The sequence below is a fragment of the Streptomyces sp. SP18BB07 genome (genome assembly GCF_036322545.1).
GTDB lineage: Bacteria > Actinomycetota > Actinomycetes > Streptomycetales > Streptomycetaceae > Streptomyces > Streptomyces deccanensis.
Genome location: NZ_JAQYWT010000296.1, coordinates 14,724 through 34,791 on the forward strand (window position 1 = coordinate 14,724; position 20,068 = coordinate 34,791).

Annotated in this window: 11 protein-coding genes and 3 pseudogenes; 8 read left to right on the forward strand and 6 right to left on the reverse strand. The window is 71.1% G+C overall.

Annotated elements, in window-relative coordinates:
- Window positions 1-323: 323 nt before the first annotated feature.
- The gene (locus tag PUR53_RS17600; protein ID WP_329908834.1) at window positions 324-1,331 is read right to left on the reverse strand and encodes a LacI family DNA-binding transcriptional regulator; all 1,008 of its coding nucleotides are present in this window, start codon (window positions 1,329-1,331) and stop codon (window positions 324-326) included.
- A 275-nt stretch (window positions 1,332-1,606) separates the two neighbouring features.
- Here PUR53_RS17600 and PUR53_RS17605 point away from each other — a divergent pair, with 275 nt between their 5' ends.
- The 6 genes and pseudogenes from PUR53_RS17605 to PUR53_RS48200 all read left to right on the forward strand — a co-directional run.
- A complete protein-coding gene (locus PUR53_RS17605) occupies window positions 1,607-2,380 on the forward strand; it encodes an alpha/beta hydrolase (RefSeq protein ID WP_329908835.1) in 774 nt (257 codons plus the stop codon).
- The gene (locus PUR53_RS17610; protein WP_329908836.1) at window positions 2,377-5,046 is read left to right on the forward strand and encodes an alpha-L-rhamnosidase; all 2,670 of its coding nucleotides are present in this window, start codon (window positions 2,377-2,379) and stop codon (window positions 5,044-5,046) included. Before PUR53_RS17605 ends, PUR53_RS17610 begins: the two co-directional genes overlap by 4 nt.
- Before the next feature lie 77 nt (window positions 5,047-5,123).
- A complete protein-coding gene (locus PUR53_RS17615; RefSeq protein WP_329908838.1) occupies window positions 5,124-7,394 on the forward strand; it encodes a glycoside hydrolase family 3 C-terminal domain-containing protein in 2,271 nt (756 codons plus the stop codon).
- A gap of 853 nt (window positions 7,395-8,247) precedes the next feature.
- Window positions 8,248-9,168, forward strand: a complete 921-nt coding sequence (locus tag PUR53_RS17620; RefSeq protein WP_329908839.1) for an alpha/beta hydrolase — start codon at window positions 8,248-8,250, stop codon at window positions 9,166-9,168.
- Between the two features lie 446 nt (window positions 9,169-9,614).
- Window positions 9,615-10,203, forward strand: a pseudogene (locus tag PUR53_RS17625) (DUF6192 family protein).
- Window positions 10,155-10,371 (forward strand): annotated as a pseudogene (locus tag PUR53_RS48200) (hypothetical protein); the annotation flags it as partial. The pseudogenes PUR53_RS17625 and PUR53_RS48200, both read left to right, overlap by 49 nt.
- Window positions 10,372-10,459: 88 nt before the next feature.
- Here PUR53_RS48200 and PUR53_RS17640 read toward each other — a convergent pair.
- A complete protein-coding gene (locus tag PUR53_RS17640; RefSeq protein WP_329908840.1) occupies window positions 10,460-11,020 on the reverse strand; it encodes a cysteine hydrolase family protein in 561 nt (186 codons plus the stop codon).
- Window positions 11,021-11,319: 299 nt separating this feature from the next.
- Between PUR53_RS17640 and PUR53_RS17645 the strand changes: the two genes are divergently transcribed.
- Window positions 11,320-12,840, forward strand: coding sequence for an ISL3 family transposase (locus tag PUR53_RS17645; protein WP_329908841.1), 1,521 nt, complete (start codon window positions 11,320-11,322; stop codon window positions 12,838-12,840).
- 157 nt (window positions 12,841-12,997) lie between these two features.
- On the opposite strand, the pseudogene PUR53_RS17650 reads toward PUR53_RS17645, so the two are convergent.
- The 4 genes and pseudogenes from PUR53_RS17650 to PUR53_RS17665 all read right to left on the reverse strand — a co-directional run.
- Window positions 12,998-13,336 (reverse strand): annotated as a pseudogene (locus PUR53_RS17650) (LD-carboxypeptidase); the annotation flags it as partial.
- Window positions 13,337-13,431: 95 nt separating this feature from the next.
- Complete coding sequence (locus PUR53_RS17655) at window positions 13,432-16,104, reverse strand: alpha-L-rhamnosidase (RefSeq protein WP_329908842.1); 2,673 nt, start codon at window positions 16,102-16,104, stop codon at window positions 13,432-13,434.
- Window positions 16,101-16,877, reverse strand: coding sequence for an alpha/beta hydrolase (locus PUR53_RS17660; RefSeq protein WP_329908843.1), 777 nt, complete (start codon window positions 16,875-16,877; stop codon window positions 16,101-16,103). Before PUR53_RS17660 ends, PUR53_RS17655 begins: the two co-directional genes overlap by 4 nt.
- On the reverse strand, window positions 16,874-18,208 hold the full coding sequence (locus PUR53_RS17665; protein WP_329908844.1) for an MFS transporter: 1,335 nt from the start codon (window positions 18,206-18,208) through the stop codon (window positions 16,874-16,876). Before PUR53_RS17665 ends, PUR53_RS17660 begins: the two co-directional genes overlap by 4 nt.
- Window positions 18,209-18,383: 175 nt before the next feature.
- On the opposite strand from PUR53_RS17665, the gene PUR53_RS17670 reads away from it, so the two are divergent.
- Entirely contained in the window at window positions 18,384-19,403 is a 1,020-nt protein-coding gene (locus PUR53_RS17670) for a LacI family DNA-binding transcriptional regulator (RefSeq protein WP_329908845.1), read from the forward strand.
- Window positions 19,404-20,068: the final 665 nt, after the last annotated feature.

The following is a 20,068-nucleotide window of genomic DNA, read 5'->3' on the forward strand; positions in this document are numbered from 1 at the left end:
TGGGCGGCAGCCGGTCGGCCCGTCAGTGGTGCGTAGGTGCGCCGGGGACGAGGTAGTGGGCGGCGGGGAGTCGTTCATGGTCGGCCCGCGTGCCACGGTGCCGCCGGCGGCCTCGACGAGCGCCCCGGACAATCGGGGTTGACGCGCTCGGCCTCGGTGGCGCTGACCTGCCGCTTCGCAACGCAGCGTCTGCCCCGTCGCCACGGCAGCGACATGCCGTGGCTGGCGTCATACGCGGGACGGTGCGGCTGACCGCCGTCGCGCGGGTCCGTGCCCTCTGCGGGGCGGGTGCCGCCGGTGGACTGCTGTGACAGCGAAGCCGGTCAGGTGGATGCCCGGTCGTGCACCCGGAGCGGAACCCGGATGGGTTCGACGCGTGTCTCCATCCCGCTGAGTGTGTCGACGATGCGGCGGGCCAGGCCGCGTGCGATGGCGTCGGTGTCACGGACGATCGTGGTGAGCGGTGGCTGCGCCAGCGCCGCGCCGGGGATGTCGTCGACACCGATGACGGCGAGGTCCTGTGGGGCCCGCAGCCCCAGGGACCGCAGGGCGACGAGCACAGACATGGCGACATCGTCGTTGAACGCGCAGATCCCCGTCACCGGCGGGTCGGCGGCGAGCCATGCCTTCACCGCTTTCGCGGCAGCGTTCGCGCCGATGGGGACGGTTCGTACATCCGGCTCCGGAAGGCCGAGTTCGGCGCAGACCTTGCGCACGCCGTCCAGTCGCGGCTCTGCCAGGACGCCGAGTTTCGGCAGGTCCGGGTAGGCGTAGCCGATCCGGCGGTGCGAGCCGACGAGGTGGCGGGCCTGCGCTTCTCCCACCGGTTCCTCCGACACGAGAGGAGGCCGGTACCGACCCTGCACCGAGCCGTGCAGCGCCACGGCGACCTCGATTCCCGCGGCACGCATGGCGACGGCCTCAGGCTCGGGTATGTCGTCCAGGGCCAGCACCGCCGCGGGGGTCATGGCTTTCCAGGTATCCCGGAGGGGCCGGGCGGGCCGAGCCGGTGCGTGCACGACAAAGGTCAGCCCGTGTTCGGCGAAGGCGTTGGTCAACTGCTGGACGAACCGCCCGAGGATGTGTTCGACCGGCCAGTCCGGGAGCAGGCCGAGGACGATCTCCGAGCGTCCCATCCGCAGTGAGCGTGCCGCGGCCGAGGGCGCGTAGCCGAGCCGGGCCGCCGCTTCCCACACCCGCTGCCGTGTGGCTTCGGGGATCTTCTGATGGGGGGCGTCGTTGAGGACGTAGCTCACCGTAGCGCGGGAGACGCCGGCCTCCCGCGCGACATCCGCGCCGGTCACACGTCTACGGCCGGATGTACCGGTCATGCGTCCCACCCCACTGACGGTCTTCTTGCCAAAGCTCTCGGCTGCGGCTAGCTTGTCCCGCCTAGTTTACCTAAACGTGTAAGTGGCGCGACTGGGTAAGTCTTCTCGGGTCTTGGCGTTGGCCACCATCGCCTGATGTCCGGCCTGCTCGCCGCCCTGACGGTGGACGCAAGCCGTCATCGGCCCTGCCCCGGTACCTCGCCGGTCAAGCCCCCGGCCACCCGACCCGACGCGCCGAACCCATCCGCCCCCCAGACCACCGGAAAGGCAGCCACGTGATCCGTCATCACGACTTCCGTCACAACGGCCTGACACTGCGTTCCACGGTGCACATCCCCGAAGGTGCGACGGGCACCCGCTGGCCGACCGCGGTCTTCGTCCACGGTTTCACCTCCAACCGGATCGAACTGCCCAACTTCGTCGCCATGTCCCGGCTGTTGCAGGCCAACGGTGTCGCCTCGATCCGGTTCGACCTGTCGGGGCACGGCGAGAGCGACGGCGACTTCTTCGGCGTGACCATGAGCGGCGAAATCGCCGAAACCCGCGCGATACTGCGGTCGGCCCGGACCCTCGACTTCGTCGATCCGGACCGCATCGGCCTGGTGGGTATGAGCATGGGCGGCGTCGTCGCCGGCGTCGTCGCCGCCGAGGAGGCCGGGATCGGCGCGCTGTGCCTGTGGTCCCCGGCGGCGGTCGCCCCCTTCGAGATCGGCAGCGGCTACCTCAAGGGCCGCAGCCTCGCGGCGGAGGTCGAGGTGAAGGGCTACTTCGACGCCGACGGGCACCGGATGAGCCCCGCACTCATCGAGGGCATCGCCGGTCTCGACGTATACGGGCGGTCGAGCGGGTACTCGGGCCCGGTCCACATCCTGCACGGCGACAAGGACGACATCGTCCCCCTGGAGTACGTGCGCCGTTACCTGGACCACTACGGCGGCAACGCCGAACTCGAGATCGTCGAGGGCGCTGACCACGCCTGGGGCAGTGTCCCGCACCGCACCACTCTGCACCAGTCGACCCTGCGCTTCCTGCGGAGGCACCTCCAGTGACCGAGACATCGAGCTTCGTGGGCTCTTCCACGACGGACGCCACGACATCGGTCGTCGGGCTGCGCACCGCGGACGACTCCGGTCTCGTGGCCACCCCGTATCCCGCACCCGAACTGTCGTGGTCGCTGGAGAGCGACCGACCGGGCGTCCTGCAGCAGGCCTACGAGATCCAGGTGTCCGCCGACCCTTCCTTCACCGACGCGCAGTCCAGTGGGGAGGTCGGGTCCGACACGGTGACGGACCACCCGTGGCCCGCCGAGCCGCTGCACAGCCGCGCCGTCCGGCACTGGCGCGTACGGGTTCGCACCGATCTCGGGTGGACGGAATGGAGCGGACCCGCCCGCGTGGAGGCAGCGCTGCTCGACGACATTGACTGGACCGCCCGTCCCGTCCATGTCCCCAGTGACCGGGGCCGTACCTCCCCCGGCCCCGTGCCGCTGCTCCGCCGGGAGTTCGCCCTCCCGGCGGAGCCGGTGTCGGCGCGGCTGTACGTGACCTCACTGGGCGTCCACCGCACCGCGATCAACGGGCGTCCCGTCTCCGACGAACTGCTGGAACCGGGCTGGACCAGCTACCTCAACCGGCTGCTCTACGCCACCTACGACGTCACCGCCCTCCTCCGCCCCGGCCACAACGCTCTCTCCGCCGCGATCGGCGACGGCTGGCACCGAGGCCACCTGACCTGGCACAAGAACCGCAACGTCTACGGAGACACCTCCGCGCTGCTCGCCCAGCTCGAAGTCACCCTGGCCGACGGCACCACCGTCACGGTGGCCACCGACGACCGGTGGCGGGGCGGTTACGGCGACCTGTTGGCGGCGGATCTGTACGACGGCTGCGAGCGCGATCTGCGCCTGGAGCCGCACGGCTGGCGACTGCCGGGTTTCGACGACCGCGACTGGGAGCGGGCCGCCGTCCTGTCGCTGCCCTCGGGGCTGACGCAGCGGGCCCACCCACCCGTACGCGTCGTGCAGGTCATCCAGCCGGAGCAACGGGTACTGCCCGACGGCATGATCGCGCTCGACGCGGGCGAGAACGTCACCGGCTGGCTGAGAGTGCGCGCCGCCGGCCCGGCGGGAAGCACGGTCACCGTCCGGCACGCCGAGGTGCTCGACGGCGACGGCCGCTTGCTGACCAGCATCCTGCGCGGCGCACGAGCGACCGACCAGTACACCCTGGCCGGTGGGGCAGTCGATCTGGAGCCGGAGTTCACCTTCCACGGCTTCCGGTACGCCGAGATCGACGCCTCCCCGGGGGTCACCATCGAGGCGGTGGAGGTCCAGGTGGTGGTCAGCGACCTGCGCCGCATCGGCGAGTTCCACTGCTCCGACGAGCGCGTGAACACGCTGTACGGCAACGTGGTCCGCTCCCAGCGCGGAAACTTCCTCGCCGTACCCACGGACTGCCCCCAACGCGACGAGCGGCTCGGCTGGACCGGAGACCTCATGGCCTTCGCCCCGACGGCGTGCACCACGTTCGACAGCGGCTCCTTCCTCGACAGCTGGCTCACCGACCTCGCCATCGAGCAGCGGCCCGATGGCGCGGTCCCGATGGTGGTCCCCGAGGTGGACCTCGGCGATCCGCCGCCGAGCGACCTGCCGTTCACCGGCTCCGCCGCCGGCTGGGGCGACGCCGCCACCGTCGTACCCGCCGCCCTCTTCGACGCCTACGGCCGACGCAGCCTGCTGGGCCGCCACTACGTGGCGATGCGCGCCTGGGTCGAGTTCACCCACGCCCACCTGGACGAGGACGGAACCTGGAGCGGCAACGCGCAACTCGGTGACTGGCTCGACCCGGCCGCACCACCGGAGGACCCGGCGCGCGCCACCACCGACTCCGCTTACGTCGCCACCGCCTTCGTCGCGCACAGCGCCCGGCTGCTCGCCGACGCCGCCCGTGAACTGGGCCGCGCCGACGACGCCGATCGGTACGCGGACCTGCACCGGCGCACCGCCGAAGCCGCCTGGCGGAAGTGGGGCGACCACGCCCGCACCACCCAGACCGGATGTGCGCTCGCCCTCCAGTTCGGCATCGTGCCGACGGCGGAGCGAGCCGCAGTGGGCGAGGCGCTCGCCGCCCTGGTGCGCGCCAACGGAGGCCGTATCGCCACCGGCTTCCTCGGCACCCCCTTCGTGCTGCCCGCCCTGACCGACACCGGGCACACGGCCGAGGCGTATCAACTCCTGCTCAACACCGAGTGCCCGGGCTGGCTCTACCAGGTCGAGCGTGGTGCCACCACCATGTGGGAGCGGTGGGACGCGATCCGCCCCGACGGCACCATGGACCTCGAGAACGCCGGCACGATGCTGTCGTTCAACCACTACGCCTACGGCGCCGTCGCCGCCTGGCTCTACCGGTGCGTCGCCGGCCTGCGGCCCTTGACTCCCGGCTACCGCACCCTCGACATCGCCCCCCGGCCCGGGGACGGCCTCACCTCGGCCGCCGCCTCCCTCACCACTCCCTACGGCAGGGCATCCGTCGCCTGGTCGGTCAGCGGAACCGAACTGACCGTCGACGTCTCGCTTCCACCCGGCACCACCGGACGGTTCAGCGCACCCGAAGGCTGGCTCGGCACCGGCGAAGTCAGCCGACTCGGAGCCGGGAACCATCGCCTGATCCTGCGACCCGACCCGGCCGGTGGCGCAGTCACCCGGCCAGGACCGTGACGTACACCGCCCTTGAGCGTCCGTCGGGGCTCCGGCATCCGCTGACCTCACTCCCCTTGCACCCCTAGGAACAGAACATGGCGACCAACCACGACCACGACGCCGCCGAGCTGAGTCTCGATGAGAAGACCGCGCTGCTCTCGGGCCAGGACTTCTGGACCACCAAGCCCTCCGAACAGGCAGGCATCCCGGCGCTCGTGCTGAGCGACGGCCCGCACGGCCTCCGCCGCCAGCGCCAGGAGGCCGACCACCTCGGCCTGTACAACAGCGAGCCGGCGACCTGTTTCCCACCCGCGGTCGCGCTTGCCTCCAGCTGGGATCCGGAGCTGGTCGGCCGGGTCGGGGAGGCACTCGGCCGTGAGGCGAGGGCTCTGGGCGTGGACGTACTGCTCGGTCCCGGCGTCAACATCAAGCGCTCGCCGCTGTGCGGCCGCAACTTCGAGTACTTCTCCGAAGACCCGCTCCTCAGTGGCGTACTGGGCGCGGCGCATGTGACGGGCGTGCAGAGCCAGGGTGTGGGCGCGTCGGTCAAGCACTTCGCGGCCAACAACCAGGAGACCGACCGGATGAGGGTCAGCGCCGACGTCGACGAGCGCACCCTGCGGGAGATCTACTTCCCCGCCTTCGAGCGGATCGTGACGCAGGCACGCCCGGCGACCGTCATGTGCTCCTACAACAGGGTCAACGGCACTTACGCGGCCGAGAGCCGCCGGCTGCTCACCCAGGTGCTGCGCGAGGAGTGGGGCTTCGACGGGCTGGTCGTCTCCGACTGGGGCGCCGTGGGCGACCGCGTCGCCGCGCTGCTGGCCGGTACCGACCTGGAGATGCCCGGCAACACTCGTGGCACCGATGCCGACGTCGCCGCCGCGGTGCGGTCGGGTGAACTGGAGGAAGCAGTCGTCGACACCGCCGTCGCACGGCTGCGCGAGCTGGCCGGACGGGTCCGCGCCGAGACGGGCGCACCCGCGGTGGACTTCGAGGCGCACCACCGGCTGGCCCGCGAGGCCGCCGCCGACTGCCTGGTGCTGCTGAAGAACGAGAACCGGACGCTGCCGCTGGCTCCGGCCGGCCGGATCGCCGTCATCGGCGAGTTCGCCGCTTCCCCCCGCTACCAGGGCGGCGGCAGCTCACACGTCAACGCCACCCGGGTCGACAGCCCCGTGGACGAACTGCGGGCCCTGTTGCCCCGTGTCCAGGTCGACTTCGCCCAGGGCTACGACACCACCAGCCGCTCCGACGCGGCACGGCTGCGCGAGGAGGCCGTCGCGCTGGCCGCACAGGCCGACACCGCCGTCCTGGTCATCGGGCTGCGCGAGGCCGATGAGTCGGAGGGTTACGACAGGGAGCACCTCCTGCTCCCGCAGGAACACGTCGAGTTGGTCCACGCTGTGACGCGAGCCGCCCGCCGCACCGCCGTGGTCCTGCTCAACGGCGGAACGGTGTCACTGGAGGGCTGGCACGACGAGGTGGACGCGGTGGTGGAGGCCTGGCTCCCCGGCCAGGCCGCCGGCGGCGCCATCGCCGACGTGCTCACCGGCCGGGTCAACCCCTCCGGCAGACTCGCCGAGACCATCCCGCTCCGCCTGAACGACACCCCCTCCTTCCTCAACTTCCCCGGCGAGCAGGGACACGTCCGCTACGGCGAGGGCGTCATGGTCGGGTACCGGTACTACGAGACCGCCGACATCGCCGTCCGCCATCCGTTCGGCCACGGACTGAGCTACACCACCTTCGAGCAGACCGGGTTTCGCGTCACCGCCACCGGCCCGGACACCGCCAGGGTCAGCGTCACGGTCACCAACACCGGCGACCGGTTCGGCAAGCACGTGGTGCAGATCTACGTGACCGCGCCCCGGCGCCCGGTCAGCAGTCCGACCCGGGAACTTCGCGGCTTCACCAAGGTGGCGCTCGCACCGGGGGAGAGCACCACCGCCGAGATCGCTCTCGACCGCCGTGCCTTCGCCTACTGGGACATCAGCCGCGACGACTGGACCGTGGCGCCCGGGCAGTACCAGGTGCACCTGGCCGAGAACGCGCACGACGTCGTCGACACCGCCGCCCTCGACCTGCCCGGGGACACGTTCGTGCGGCCGCTCACCCTCGACTCGACCGTCAGCGACTGGTTCGGTCACCCGACTGTCGGCCCCGCCCTGAACTCGGCGATCACGTTCGGACTGACCGAGGAGCAGGCCACCGCCGCCCTGGAGGGAAACGCCGACGCACTGCGCATGCTGCCCTCCATGGCGATGCGTCGGTTCCTCAGCTTCCTCCCCACACAGCTTCCGCATGAGCAGCTGGAACAACTCATGGAAACGAGCACGGCGCCTTCCGATCCGGTCGGCGCCTGATCCCGGCGCCGTGCCTCCTGGGCCGGCGCCCACTGGCCGCGGCCCGCTGTGCCCTGACACACAGCGGGCCGCCTACATGTCCGGCACCTCATCCTCCCCGTGCTTCCCCTGGGCGGGATGAGGCCGTCCAACCTCTGCGGCGGCGAACCGCTGCCGTGCGCCCGAACTTCCGGGTCACCGACACCAACCGGGCGGCGGTGACCCGGCTGTGCGACATGTCGGACCGGTTCGCGCTGCTCACCTGCCGTAGCCGGAAATCGCCGAGGTGTACGCGGACTCGGTGCGGGCCGCGCTCGACGGGACCCCGGCCGCGGGCCTCCAGGTGAGCCGCGCATCAGGCTGGAGATACGCGGGTCGGCCTGACGGACGGCCGTCGCCGGGCGGCCGCCGGTCGTGATGGGGCTGGTCAGAAGCCGGTCAAGAGGCCGGTCGGGGGGCCGGTCAAGAGCGGTCAGGCGGACACCGAGCGCGGTGAGGTCGATCGTGGGAAGGCTGGCCGCGGAGAAGCCGGTCACGAGAGGGTCGGGAGTCGTGAGCGCGGGGAGTCGCAAGAGGAGGGAAGCGCGAGGGGAGGGGAGGCACGGAAAAAGGGAGGCGCGAGGGCGGGAGGCGCCAAGGCGGCTGGACCGGCCTTGTCCGACGTCCGGCGCCCTTCCCCGGTGTCGACCCCGGCCCCCTTCCCCAGGTTTCCCGGCTCCCTTTCCCAGGTGTCCTGGCCCCCTTCCCCAAGCGTCCCCGCACCCTTCCCCAGGCGTCCCGACACCCCTCCCGAAGAGTTCCCGGGCCGTCCTTTCCCGGCGTGCGAGCCACGTCGAGCCCCATGCCCACCCTGACACCACCGAAAGAGGCCACCATGCCGCTGGACCCCTATCTCGCGGAGCGAATCCACCTGATCGCCGGCCTCACCTTCCCCGATCTCGCCGAGGCGGACGCGCGGGCCAGGTTCGGCGCGTTCATGCGGGATCCGGTGGAGTGGACCGAGCCCGACGTCGTCGTCGAGGACCATGAGATACCCGGACCGCACGGGCCCGTGCCGGTACGGACGTACACGCCGGCGAACCCCGCCTCCAGGGCCGTCCTGTGGGCGCACGGCGGCGGCTTCCTCGGCGGCGACCTCGACATGCCCGAGGCGCACGTCGTCGCGGCCGAACTGGCCGCGCGGGCCGGGGCCGTGGTCGCCTCCGTCGACTACCGGCTGGCGACGGGCGGGGTCCGTCACCCCGTCCCGCCGGACGACGTCCACGCCGCATGGCGCTGGCTGCGGACCGAACAGGCCGCCGACGCCGACCTGGTGGCCCTCGGCGGGGCGAGCGCGGGCGCGGCGCTGGCGCTGTCCGCCGCGCTGCGGGACCGCGACGCGTCGCTGCGTCCGGCCGATCTCCTGCTGCTCGCCTACCCGTTCGCGCACTTCCCCGTCCCGGCCCTGGACGGCGCCACGGCCGCCGAGATGGCGGACTTCCCGCCGACGATGAGGTTCACCACGGCGGACATCGAGTTCATGGTGGAGAACTACGTCGGCCGGCTCACCGACCTCCCGCGTGAAGCGCTGCCGGGCGCCGCCCCGCTGCACGGCCTCCCGCCCGTCCGCGTCCTGATCGCCGAGTACGACGACCTGCGGCCCTCGGCCGAGCTCCTGGCACGGCAGTTGACCGCGTCCGAGGTCGACGTCACGACCTACCTGGCCGCGGGCATGCCGCACGGTCACCTCAACCGGACCCCGGCGCTCGCCGAGGTCGACCGTTCGCTCGACTTCTTCGCCGACGCCCTGCGCTGAGTGCGTGTTCTTGGTCCCTCCCGGAAGCAGTGGCATGAGCCGTAGCCTCGTGGGATGGCCGGAGTGTGCGGTCGACCAGTCGGGCGGATCTGCCCGGCGTGTGGTGGCCGGCTGAAGCCAGATGCTCAGCCGGGCGCCGTGTACTGCTCGTCGGTATGTCGTTCCAGGCACTGGCGCATGGTGCGCAGGACCAAGAACCGGGTTGCCGCGCTTCGGGACGGGGGCAACCGGGCGGTGTGTCCGGAGTGCGGTGCGGAGTGGTTCGCCGGGTCGGGGCCCCGTAGGGACGCGATGTACCGCTCTCCGCGGTGTCGCACGAGGGCCTGGAAAAGGAGGAGGTCAGCGTTCGCGGAAGCGTCACCGTGACGGCTACGCGAACGGACTACACGCAGGATCCTGTGTCCCACGGAGTGCACCGGATCCTCGCGGACATCTCAGATGAGACGGTGCGGTGGGAAAAGATCCTGCACCCTCCAGGGCACGACCGGTCGGGGACGAACCGGTGGACGCTGGACGCAGCCCGGCGGGAGGTCGGGCACCAGGTGTCCAGGCCAGTGACCCCGCAGGAGAAGATGTGTGCCATCCGCACCTGGCCCGTGACGAAGAGGTCGCCGCCGCGGTGACCACGGACCTCTTGCGCCGTCCGGCGGTAGCCTCCCAGGTCCCGGTGGAGGACAAGGTGCGGGCGGTGGAGGAGCTGTCCCGGGATGAGGAGGTCGCCTCGGCGGTGACCAGGAGCATGCTGCACCGTCCGGAGGTCGCCTTCCGGGCGATGACCGATGACACCGCCCGCCACCAGGTCGACCAGGCTCAGGTCGAACGCTCCCGGCAGGCCGGGGAAGCCTTCCGCCGCGAGTCACGGTGGCCCCGGCGGTCAACCGGATCGAGCACGCCATCGAGTACCTCGACCTCGTCGGGGCCTGCCAGCGGTTCGTCACCACCACGGGCCGGATCGTCCCACAGCTGCGGGACCGTCGACTGTCTTCGTCCTGCCGCGGCGCTGGCGCGTCGAACGCACCCTGGGATGGATCATGAACGCTCGTCGCAATGCGAGGAACTACGAACGCCTCCCCAGCACAGCGAAGCGCACCTGAACCAGGCACTCATCACCTCATGCCCGGGCGGCTGACCCGCAAAGGCCGGACCGACGGCTGGTCGAAGAAGTCCCCGGCTGCTTGGGGACGATGCCATACGAGCCTATAGCGCCAGAACAGCCGTGGTCGCAACCGCACACCGGGGAGGATGCTTCTGGTTACACGGACAATGTCGCCAAGAGCCCTCTCTACTGCTGTTACGGTGCGATGGCTTTGAGCCAGTCCTCGACGGCGAGGACATCGGCCCACTGCGGGAACAGCTTCTCGGTGAGGATCCGGTGCACCTCGGGGTCGGTGTCGAGGCAGGCATCCGCCAGGACGGTGAGGCCGAAGTCCAGGTCGATGGCGTGCCACAGGGTGGACAGCACTACAGCGCTGGTGGCGATGCCGGTGAGAACGAGGCTGTCGATATCGCGAGCCCTGAGTACCAAGTCGAGGTCGCTGCCCGAGAACGCGCTCCCCCGCCTCTTGGTGACCACGACGTCGCCCTGCTGGGGCGCGACGTCGTGATGGATCTCGGTGCCAGGGGCACCCTCGGTGAAAAGACCGGCCTGCACGACGTTCGTCATCACCTTGTTGCGAGGGCTGACTTCTGGGTCGCCCGGCCGTAACCCCATCACCACGTAGATCACGGGGATGCCGGCAGCCCGGGCACCGTCGATCGCCCTGCGCAGGCGCGGAAGATATCCAGAACCGTCGTCGGCGATGGCCACGACGTCCCGTTGGACGTCCATCACCAGAAGTGCGCTGTTCGCCATGCTTGCCGTCCCTTCTCCGTTCGTGAACACGAGCAAGTCTGGTGGATCAACCGAGCTGTGGTGGAGGTTTCGGAGATCATCGTCAGCGTCGCGCCGCAGTGCGCCCATGACCGGTGTCAGTTCTCAGGCTCTGGCGCACTTTCCGGGCTCTGTCTCTGATTTGGGGGTGGGTGATGATCAAGAGTGCATGGGCATCACCTTGGCGTGGGGGATGTGGTTTGCCTCGCTGACCTCCTCTTTCCGGGGGGCGGACTCGAGGTGGAAGAAGTGCTTCTGGGGACGCTGAGGTCCGTCTTGCTGTGCGGTCCACCGTAGGGTCGGCCGCCTGTCCGGGATGCGGATGGAGATCCTCGCGCGTGCACTGCTACTACCAGCGATGTCTGGCGGACCGTCCCGTCGCCGGTCGGCGAGCACGCCTCGATCTGCGGGCACGTCGTCTCGTCTGCGACAACGGCAGTTGCGGGCGTCGGACCTTCGCCGAGCAAATCCCGGACCTGACCCGTCGACACGCACGCCGTACGAACGCTCTCACCGCCCAGCTCACGGACATCGCCCTGTTCCTGGGCGGACGTGCTGGAGCCAATCTGTGCGGACGCATGGCCGTCACCACCTGCAAGGACACACTGCTCCGACTCATTCGCGCACTGCCCGTCCCGGCGGCAGAGTCTGTCCCGTGTCTGGGCGTGGACGAGTTTGCCGTGCGGCGCGGTCGTACCTACGCGACGATCCTCGTCGACATGACCACCCGCCGCCCTGTCGACGTCCTCGCGGACCGCACTGCGCACACCTTCGCCGCCTGGCTGCGCGAACACCCCGAGGTGAGCGTTGTCTGTCGCGACCGTGCCGGCTCCTTCCGCGATGGCGCCCACGCCGGTGCGCCACAGGCCCGCCAAGTTGCCGATACCTGGCACCTGCTGCACAACCTCGCCGAGGCCGTCGAGCGAGTCGTCGGACGACACCGCGCCGATCTGCGCGAACCCCTCACCGTGCGGGCCAATCAGGACGACACCCGTCCACCAGCAGGCGTCCGCCACGCCGCCCTGGGCGAACTTGACGTGCACGGACGGCAGCGGCCGCTGGTCGCCCGCACCCGCGAACGCCACCAGCCGATCCACGAACGCATCGAACGTGGCGACAGCCTGCGAGCCATCGCCCGTGAACTCCGCCTCAGCCGCGGCACCGTCCTGCGCTTCGCGCGGGCCGCCGATGTCGAGCAGCTTCTCGTCGCGGCAACCAACCGCCCGAGCGTGATCGACGACTATCGGCTCTTGCATCACCGGTGGATGGAGGGCTGCACCAACGCTGCCGCACTCACCCGGGAGATCCAGCAGCTGGGCTATCGCGGCGACATCGACACCGTCCGCCACCGCCTGCGGCCCTACCGCACCGGGACGATCCCCACGGATGCTCCGCTGCCCCATCTGACCGTCCGCCGGGTCACCGACTGGATCATGCGCCGACCCGAACACCTCACCGAGACCGAGCGCAAGTGCCTCGGCGAGCTGTGCGAACGCAGTCCCGCCCTGACCACGACCACCGAATACGCCCGGCGCCTGGCCGCGATGGTGCGCGAACGCCGCAGCGAGCATCTCGCCCTCGACGTCCGGCTCGCCGACGTCCGCCTCGACGGACAACGAGAACTCCGCACCCTGGCCGCCGGCATACGGCGCGATCGGGCAGCAGTACTCGCTGCCTTGACCACCCCCTTCACCTCGGGAGCGGTCGAGGGCAACGTCACCAGAATCAAGCTGCTGAAGAGACAGATGTACGGCCGGGCCAACTTCGACCTCCTACGACGCCGCATTCTTCTCTCACCTTGATCAACCGGCTGACACCCCCAAATCAGAGACAGAGCCCGGAAGTTGAGCCAGAACCAGTTCTCATCGACGCCTTCTCGCCCTGTGAGCATCAAGTGCTGTCCAGACTCGGTGACAAGCGGTGTCGCCCGTCGGTTACGAAGCCAGACCGGCTGGAGCGTCAACCCAAGGTCTGCGTCAGCTCGCTACGGCTCGATGAGTGGACGATCCGGCCATGTGCCCCGTTGACGATCGGCATGGACGGCGGAATGTGGCCGCACTCCACGTACACGAGAAGCCCGCCCGGGGACTCGTCGCGGGCGAAGAAGGCGACATCGAGGTAGCTCGTTCCCGTGAGGTTGCACAGCGCCTCGATACAGCCCCCGATCAGCCTTCCCTCGGCTTCCACGTCCCCGGTGCCGTCGAGCCGGGTCCACGTGCCGACTGCGTCAAGCGTGTACTCACGTACCTCGGGATGGCCGACGAGGTCGTCGAAGCCCGTGGTCCGGTGGCGACGAGGGCACCCACTGAGGCAGGGAAGAGCGGCCCGCCGCGTGTCAGGGAGCAGCGGGCCGCTCGTGCGGGGGCCCGGTCGTGGAACCGGGCGGGCGGGAGCTAGGCCGACGGGCTCCCGGGGTGCGTGGCTCGACGGGCCGAGGCCGGCCGCAGGGACAACTGATGGCTTCCTGAGGCGAGTTCACCGACGGCCTCGGCCGGATGCCAGCCCTCCGGAGCGCTGAACCGTCCGGTGGTGCCGGGCGGCAGCACGGCCCGCACGGTGAGGGTGTCGTCGCTGATGGACCAGGCGACGGACGCGATGCCGTACGGGGTGGTGATCGAGGCCTCGGCGGAGGTGAGCGTGGCCCCGGGGCGCGGGGCGAACTCCAGCGTGCGGTAGCCGGGGGAGACGGGCCGCAGCCCCGCCACGGACCGGTAGAGCCAGGCGGCGACGGCGCCGTACGCGTAGTGGTTGAACGACAGCATCGTGCCCGCCTTCTCGACGTCGATGGTGCCGTCGGGACGGATCGCGTCCCACCGCTCCCACATGGTCGTCGCGCCACGGTCGACCTGGTAGAGCCAGCCCGGACACTCGGGGTTGAGCAACAGTTCGTAGGCCTCGGCCACATGACCGGTGTCGTCGAGGGCGGGCAGCACGAACGGCGTGCCCAGGAACCCGGTGGCGATCCGGCCGCCGTGGGCGCGCACCAGGGCGGCCAGTGCCTTGCCCACGTCGGCGCGCTCGCTGTCGGGCGCTATGCCGAAGCAGAGGGCGAGCGCGCAGCCCGTCTGGGTGGTGCGGGCGTGGTCGCCCCACTTGCGCCAGGCGGCCTCGGCGGTACGCCGGTGCAGGTCCGCGTACCGTTCGACATCGTCCTGGCGGTCCAGTACACGGGCCGCGTCGGCGAGCAGCCGGGCGCTGTGCGCGACGAACGCGGTGGCGACGTACCCGGGGTCGGTGGTGGCGCGCGCCGGGTCCTCCGGCGGCGCGGCCGGGTCGAGCCAGTCACCGAGCTGCGCGTTGCCGCTCCAGGTCCCGTCGTCGTCGAGGTGGGCGACGGTGAACTCGACCCAGGCGCGCATCGCCGGGTAGTGGCGCTCCAGCATGCCGGACCGGCCGTACGCCTCGAAGAGGGCGGTCGGCACGACCGTGGCGGCGTCTCCCCAACCGGCGGCGGCTCCCGCGAACGGCAGCTCGGCGGGCGGCAGTTCACCGAGGGGGACGTCGGGGACCACCAGCGGGACCGCGCCGTCCGGCCGCTGCTCGATACGGAGGTCGGTGAGCCAGCTGTCGAGGAAGGCGGCGCTGTCGTACGTGGCGCAGGCCGTCGGGGCGAAGGCCATGATGTCGCCGGTCCAGCCGAGCCGTTCGTCCCGCTGCGGGCAGTCCGTGGGCACGGCGAGGAAGTTGCCGCGCTGGGAGCGTACGACGTTGGCGTACAGGGTGTTCACCCGTGCGTCGGAGCAGCGGAACTCGCCGATGCGCCGTAGGTCGCTGGCGACGGTCTCGACCTCGACCGCCTCGACCCGGACACCCGGGGAGGCGACGATCTCGGCGTACCGGAAGCCGTGGAAGGTGAAGTCCGGGACCAGTTCGGCGCTGCCGCCGGCCAGCGTGTACTGGTCGGTGGCGCGGGCGCCGCGCAGGATGCTCGTCAGCAGGCGGCCGTCGGCGTCGAGGACCTCGGCGTGCCGGACGGTGACGGTGCCGCCGCGGGGGCCGTCGACGCGCAGCCGCAGCCAGCCGGTCAGGTTCTCGCCCGCGTCGACGGCGATCGTGCCGTCGGGCAGGGTCCGCCGCTCGGGCCGGAGGACCTGGACGACGCGCACGGGCGGATGGGTCCGTTGGGCCAGACCTTTCGGCAGGGGCAGGACGGCGACCGGTTCCCAGTCGGCGTCGACGAAGCCCGGCAGGCGCCAGCCGTCGGGTTCGTGGCGCAGGTCGCGTTCGCAGCCGTCGTACAGGTCCGCCGCGAGCAGGTCGCCGTAACCGCCCCTCCAGTGGCGGTCGGTGGTGATCGTGACCCTGGTGCCGTCGGCCAGGTCCACCTCGAGCTGGGCGAGCAGTGCCGTGGTGTCGCCGTAGACGTCGCGGTTCTTGTGCCAGGTGAGGTGGCCGCGGACCCAGCCGTCGCCGACCGTGGCCGACAGCGCGTTCGCGCCGGGGCGGAGCAGGGCGGTGACGTCGTAGGTGGCGTAGAGCAGCCGGTCGGGGTAGCTGGTCCAGCCCGGTTCCAGCAGGTCGTCGGAGACGGTACGGCCGTTGACGGCGGTGCGGTGCACGCCGAGCGAGGTGACGTACAGCCGTGCGGAGACCGGCTCCGCCGGGAGGTGGAACTCCCGGCGGAGCAACGGCACGGGGCCGGGGGAGGTGCGGCCCCGGTCTTCGGGCAGGTGGACGGGGCGGGCCGCCCAGTCCACGTCGTCGAGCAGCGCGGCCTCCAGCCGGGCGGGGTCGCTCCACCGCGTCCATCCGAGGTCGGTGCGGACGCGGACGCGCCAGTACCGGACCTCGCGACTGGCCAGCGGTTGGGCCGGCCACGGGTGGTCGGTCACCGTGTCGGCCCCGATCTCCCCACTGGACGTGGCCTCGTCGAAGGACGCGTCGGTCGACACCTCGATCTCGTAGGCGTGCTGGAGGATGCCCGGCCGTTCGCCGGTGAGCGACCAGGACAGGCGCGGCATGGAGTACGCGGTGGCGACCAGACCTGAGTCGTCCGCCGTGCGCAGGCCGGTCACCGAGGTCGTGGAGTCCGTCGGGGGCGGTGCCGTGGGACCGGGCGTCTTCATGGCTGGAGGTGCCTCCGGAAGAAACTGAGCGTGGAGCCGTGCAGGGCGGCGCGGTGGGGGACGCTTCCCCAGCCGTGGTCCGCGCCCTCGACGATCTCCAGCTCGGCGTTCGCGCCGTAGTGATCCAGATAGCGGCGCGCGTACTCCAGGGGCGCGATGACGTCCTTGTCGCCGTGCAGGATGTGGACCGGTCCGGTGTACGCGCCCGACCGTCCGTAGACGTCGAGGCCGGCGATGTCCTCGACGAGCGCGGCGCTCATCCGGTGCCCGTCGGCGTCGACGTAGCCCTTCTCCGCTATCTCGGGGGCGAGTTCGCGGCCCTTGAGGTATCCGCTGCCGATCTCGAACGGGGCGACCGCGGCCGGCGACCACAGGCACAGGGCGGTGATCCCGGGCTCCTCGCCGGCCGTGATCGAGGCGACCACGCCGCCCATGCTCATGCCGACCAGGCCGATGCGCTCCGGGTCCACGAAGTCGAGGGTGCGGACGGTGCTCAGGACCGACCGGGTCTCGGCGATCTCGCCCGTGATGGTCACGTCGAAGAAGTCGCCGTCGCTCTCCCCGTGGCCGGAGAGGTCGAACCGCACCGACGCGATGCCCTCGGCCGCCAACAGCCGCGACATGGCGACGAAGTTCGGCAGTTCGATCCGGTTGGAGGTGAAGCCGTGGACGAACACCACGGTGGGGTGGCGGGCCTCCGGCGGGCCTGCGGGGATGTGCAGCGTGGAGCGCAGTGTCAGGCCTGCGTGGCGGAAATCGTGGTGACGGATCAAGGCGCGGCCTTTTCGGTCGTGTCGGGAGTGGGAGCGCCGCTGGGGGCAGCGGGTTCCTCGGACGGAGCGGTGTCGGCGGGCTCATCGGACCGGGCGGCCCGGGCCAGGCGTGGCACCCAGACCAGACCGATGACCGCGGAGAGCACGGCGGTGCCGAGGAGCAGGCCGAAGAACAGCCCGGTGTGGCCCAGCGCGAGGGCGGGTGTGCCCAGGGCGGCCAGTCCGGCGAGAGCGCGGGTGAAGGCCATGGTCACACCGGTCGCGGTGGCCCGCAGCAGGGTGGGGAAGAGCTCCTGGGACCAGATCTTGTAGATGGACTCACCGGCGAAGGCGTTGCCCAGGCCGGAGACGAGCATGACGGCGACCAGGGTGAATTCGCCGGGTCCGAACAGCGCGGGCAGGGCCCAGGCGATGACGATCAGTGCGGTCCCGGCGGCGAACCAGGCATGCCGGGCGGGCCGGTCTACCACGCGCATGAACACCAGCCCCGCGACGAAGCCCACCGGGAGTCCGAGGAGCGTCAGTTGCGAGTACCGCGCGACCTCCCCTCCGGCCAGCGTGGTCCACAGGAAGGTGCCGAACTGACCGAGCGTGTTCGCGCCGAGATTCCAGGTGGCGTAGTAGAGGCCCGTCGCGAGCAGGGCGTACCCGGTCGGGGCCCGGAAAAGATCCCGGACGCGGCCGAACTCGACGTCCGCGGAAGGGGAATCGGGGCGGGTGTCGGCGGCCCGGCGCGCGGCGGCCCACTCGGCCGACTCGCTGAGGGTGAGCCGCAGGAGCAGGACGACGACGGCCACGACCAGCAGATGGGCGAAGAGGATACGGCCCCTGAGCATGCCCTGCGCTCCCATGAAGGAGCTGAGCAGCAGGACGGCCACGATGCCGGCGAGCCAGAGCATGCCGGAGAACACCACCATGGTGCCCTTCCTGCCCTCGGGCGCCTCCTCGTTGACGAGCGCGAGCGACACGGGCAGGTCCGCGCCGATGGCGAGGCCGGTGGCGATCACACCCGCGAACAGCAGCGCGGGACTCGCCGCCACCAACAGCAGCAGGACACCGATCGCGTACAGGACGAGCGAGCAGGTGAAGACCGTGCGGCGGCCGAACCGGTCGCCGAGCCGGCCGCCGAACAGCGCACCGGCGGCGAACGCCAGGGTCTGCAGTCCCAGCAGCGATCCGATGGCCCCGGGCGCGAGTTGCAGCGGTGCGGCGTAGTAGCCGCCGATGGCGATGCCCGACGTCACCAGAGCGGCGGAGTCCAGATAGGAGGCCATGCCGGCGAGCGTCGCCGTCTTCCAGGGATTGCTCGTGCTGAGTGTCGGGCCAGACATGGGTCCTCTTCGCTGAGTACCGGGGACTGCGCGTGTGGGGGAGTGCCGAGTACGGCTACGGAAAATGGCTACGCAGTGTTACTTAAACGCGCCACTTAAACGTGTATGTTGACTGAGCGGGTAAGCTAGCCCGCGATCGCGGGGTTTGGCAAGGGGTATGTCAGAGGGGGAACGCATGGCCGGGACGTCCAGAGGCAGACGGGTGACGAGCGGCGACGTCGCGAAGGAGGCAGGAGTCTCACGGGCGACGGTCAGCTACGTCCTCAACGACTCCCCCCACCAGAAGATCGCCGAGGCGACCCGCAAACGGGTGTGGGAGGCTGCGGCCCGCCTCGGCTACGCGCCCTCGGCGGCGGCCCGCGCGCTGCGCACGGGCCGGTCCGACATCGTGCTCGGCGTGCTGCCGGACTGGCCCATCCACCATGTGCTCGGACAGCTCATCCAGCAGCTGACCAACGCCTTCGCCCAACACGAACTCACCTTCCTCGTGCACTCCTCGGCGCAGCCCGCCCGCCCCCTGCGGGACGTCTGGAAGGCCCTGACGCCCGCCGCGGTCCTCGCTCTGAACGAGTTCCCCCAGAGCGAGGCCGAGGCCATGCGCGCGGTCGGCATCGAGGTCGTCATGGCGGTGCACGGCTCGCCCACGGAGGAAGCCGACCCCCCGCTGGGGACCCCGCTGGTGTCCGAGGAGCCGATCGGTGCGCTCCAGGCCCGCCATCTCGCCACCTCGCACCGTCGCCTCGGCTACGCGTACCCGGACCTGCCGCGCCTCGACGTCCTCGCCCAGCCCCGGCTGGACGGCGTCCGGCAGGTCTGTGAGGAGCGCGGCCTTCCCGAACCCGTCGTCCGCAGTGTCCCGCTGGAGCTGGACGGGGCCACGGAAGCGGTGAAGGCCTGGCTGGCCGCCGACCCGCCGGTGACGGGCATCTGCGCCTTCAACGACGACATCGCCATGGCCGTGCTGCTGGGCGCGCAGGCCCTCGGGCTGAACGTCCCACGGGACCTCGCGGTGGTCGGCGTCGACGACATCCCCAGCTCCGCCCTCCTGCAACCGTCCCTGACCACGGTCGTCCGCGACACCGACACCCTCGCGCGGGGCCTGGCCCGCCGCGTGGTCGACGCGCTCGACCGGAAGGAGCCGCACACCGGACGGATCGAGGACCCGCTCAGGATCGAGCAACGGGAGTCGGCCTGAGGGGTGCCCGCAGCGGCGGAAGCCGAGTTCGGGGGGCCGGGGCCGGGGCCGGGGCCGGGGCCGGGGCCGGGGCCGGGGCCGGGGCCGGGGGCGTTGGTCGGGACCGGGATCGGGGGCGGGGTCGAGGTCGAGGTCGGGAATGAGGGCCGGGATCGGGATGAGGTGGGACTGGGGCCGGGGTCGGGACGGGCGTGGGGCTTGTGGGGACCCAGTTCGGCGTCGGCGTCGGCGTCTGGGACGGCGTCGGTAGCGGCGTCGGTCTAGGTCGGATGCGAGGACAGCGGCTGTGCGACACCGACACCGACACCGACACCGACGTCGGTGGTCGGCGAGGTTCGGGGTTCGTCGCGCTCCGTGAGGGGGGTGGACGGCGGACGGCGCGGGCGGTTACGGTTCCGCCCGTCCTGCTGCGGCGCCCGGTGTTCGTGCCGGGACGGAACGGAACGGCCGGGGTGCGCGCGGCTGTTCGGCCGGAGGGACACATACGTACGGCCCTGGTGGGAACGAGCCCACGAGCGTCGGGCCGCACCCCCACCACTCGGCGCTACCGGCGCGCGGAACCCACCTCTCCGGGGGCTCGGCGGAGGAACCCACATCTCGGGGGGCTCGGCGGGACCCGCCACTCCGGGGACTGGGGTCGCCACATGTCGGTGCCCTTGCCGACG

What these genes read in the sequence shown, in the direction of transcription:
- PUR53_RS17670 (WP_329908845.1), top strand. Translation starts at nt 18,384, where the DNA reads ATGGCCGGGACGTCCAGAGGCAGACGGGTGACGAGCGGCGACGTCGCG.
- PUR53_RS17665 (WP_329908844.1), bottom strand. Translation starts at nt 18,208, where the DNA reads ATGTCTGGCCCGACACTCAGCACGAGCAATCCCTGGAAGACGGCGACG.
- PUR53_RS17615 (WP_329908838.1), top strand. Translation starts at nt 5,124, where the DNA reads ATGGCGACCAACCACGACCACGACGCCGCCGAGCTGAGTCTCGATGAG.
- PUR53_RS17640 (WP_329908840.1), bottom strand. Translation starts at nt 11,020, where the DNA reads ATGGCGAACAGCGCACTTCTGGTGATGGACGTCCAACGGGACGTCGTG.
- PUR53_RS17600 (WP_329908834.1), bottom strand. Translation starts at nt 1,331, where the DNA reads ATGACCGGTACATCCGGCCGTAGACGTGTGACCGGCGCGGATGTCGCG.
- PUR53_RS17620 (WP_329908839.1), top strand. Translation starts at nt 8,248, where the DNA reads ATGCCGCTGGACCCCTATCTCGCGGAGCGAATCCACCTGATCGCCGGC.
- PUR53_RS17655 (WP_329908842.1), bottom strand. Translation starts at nt 16,104, where the DNA reads ATGAAGACGCCCGGTCCCACGGCACCGCCCCCGACGGACTCCACGACC.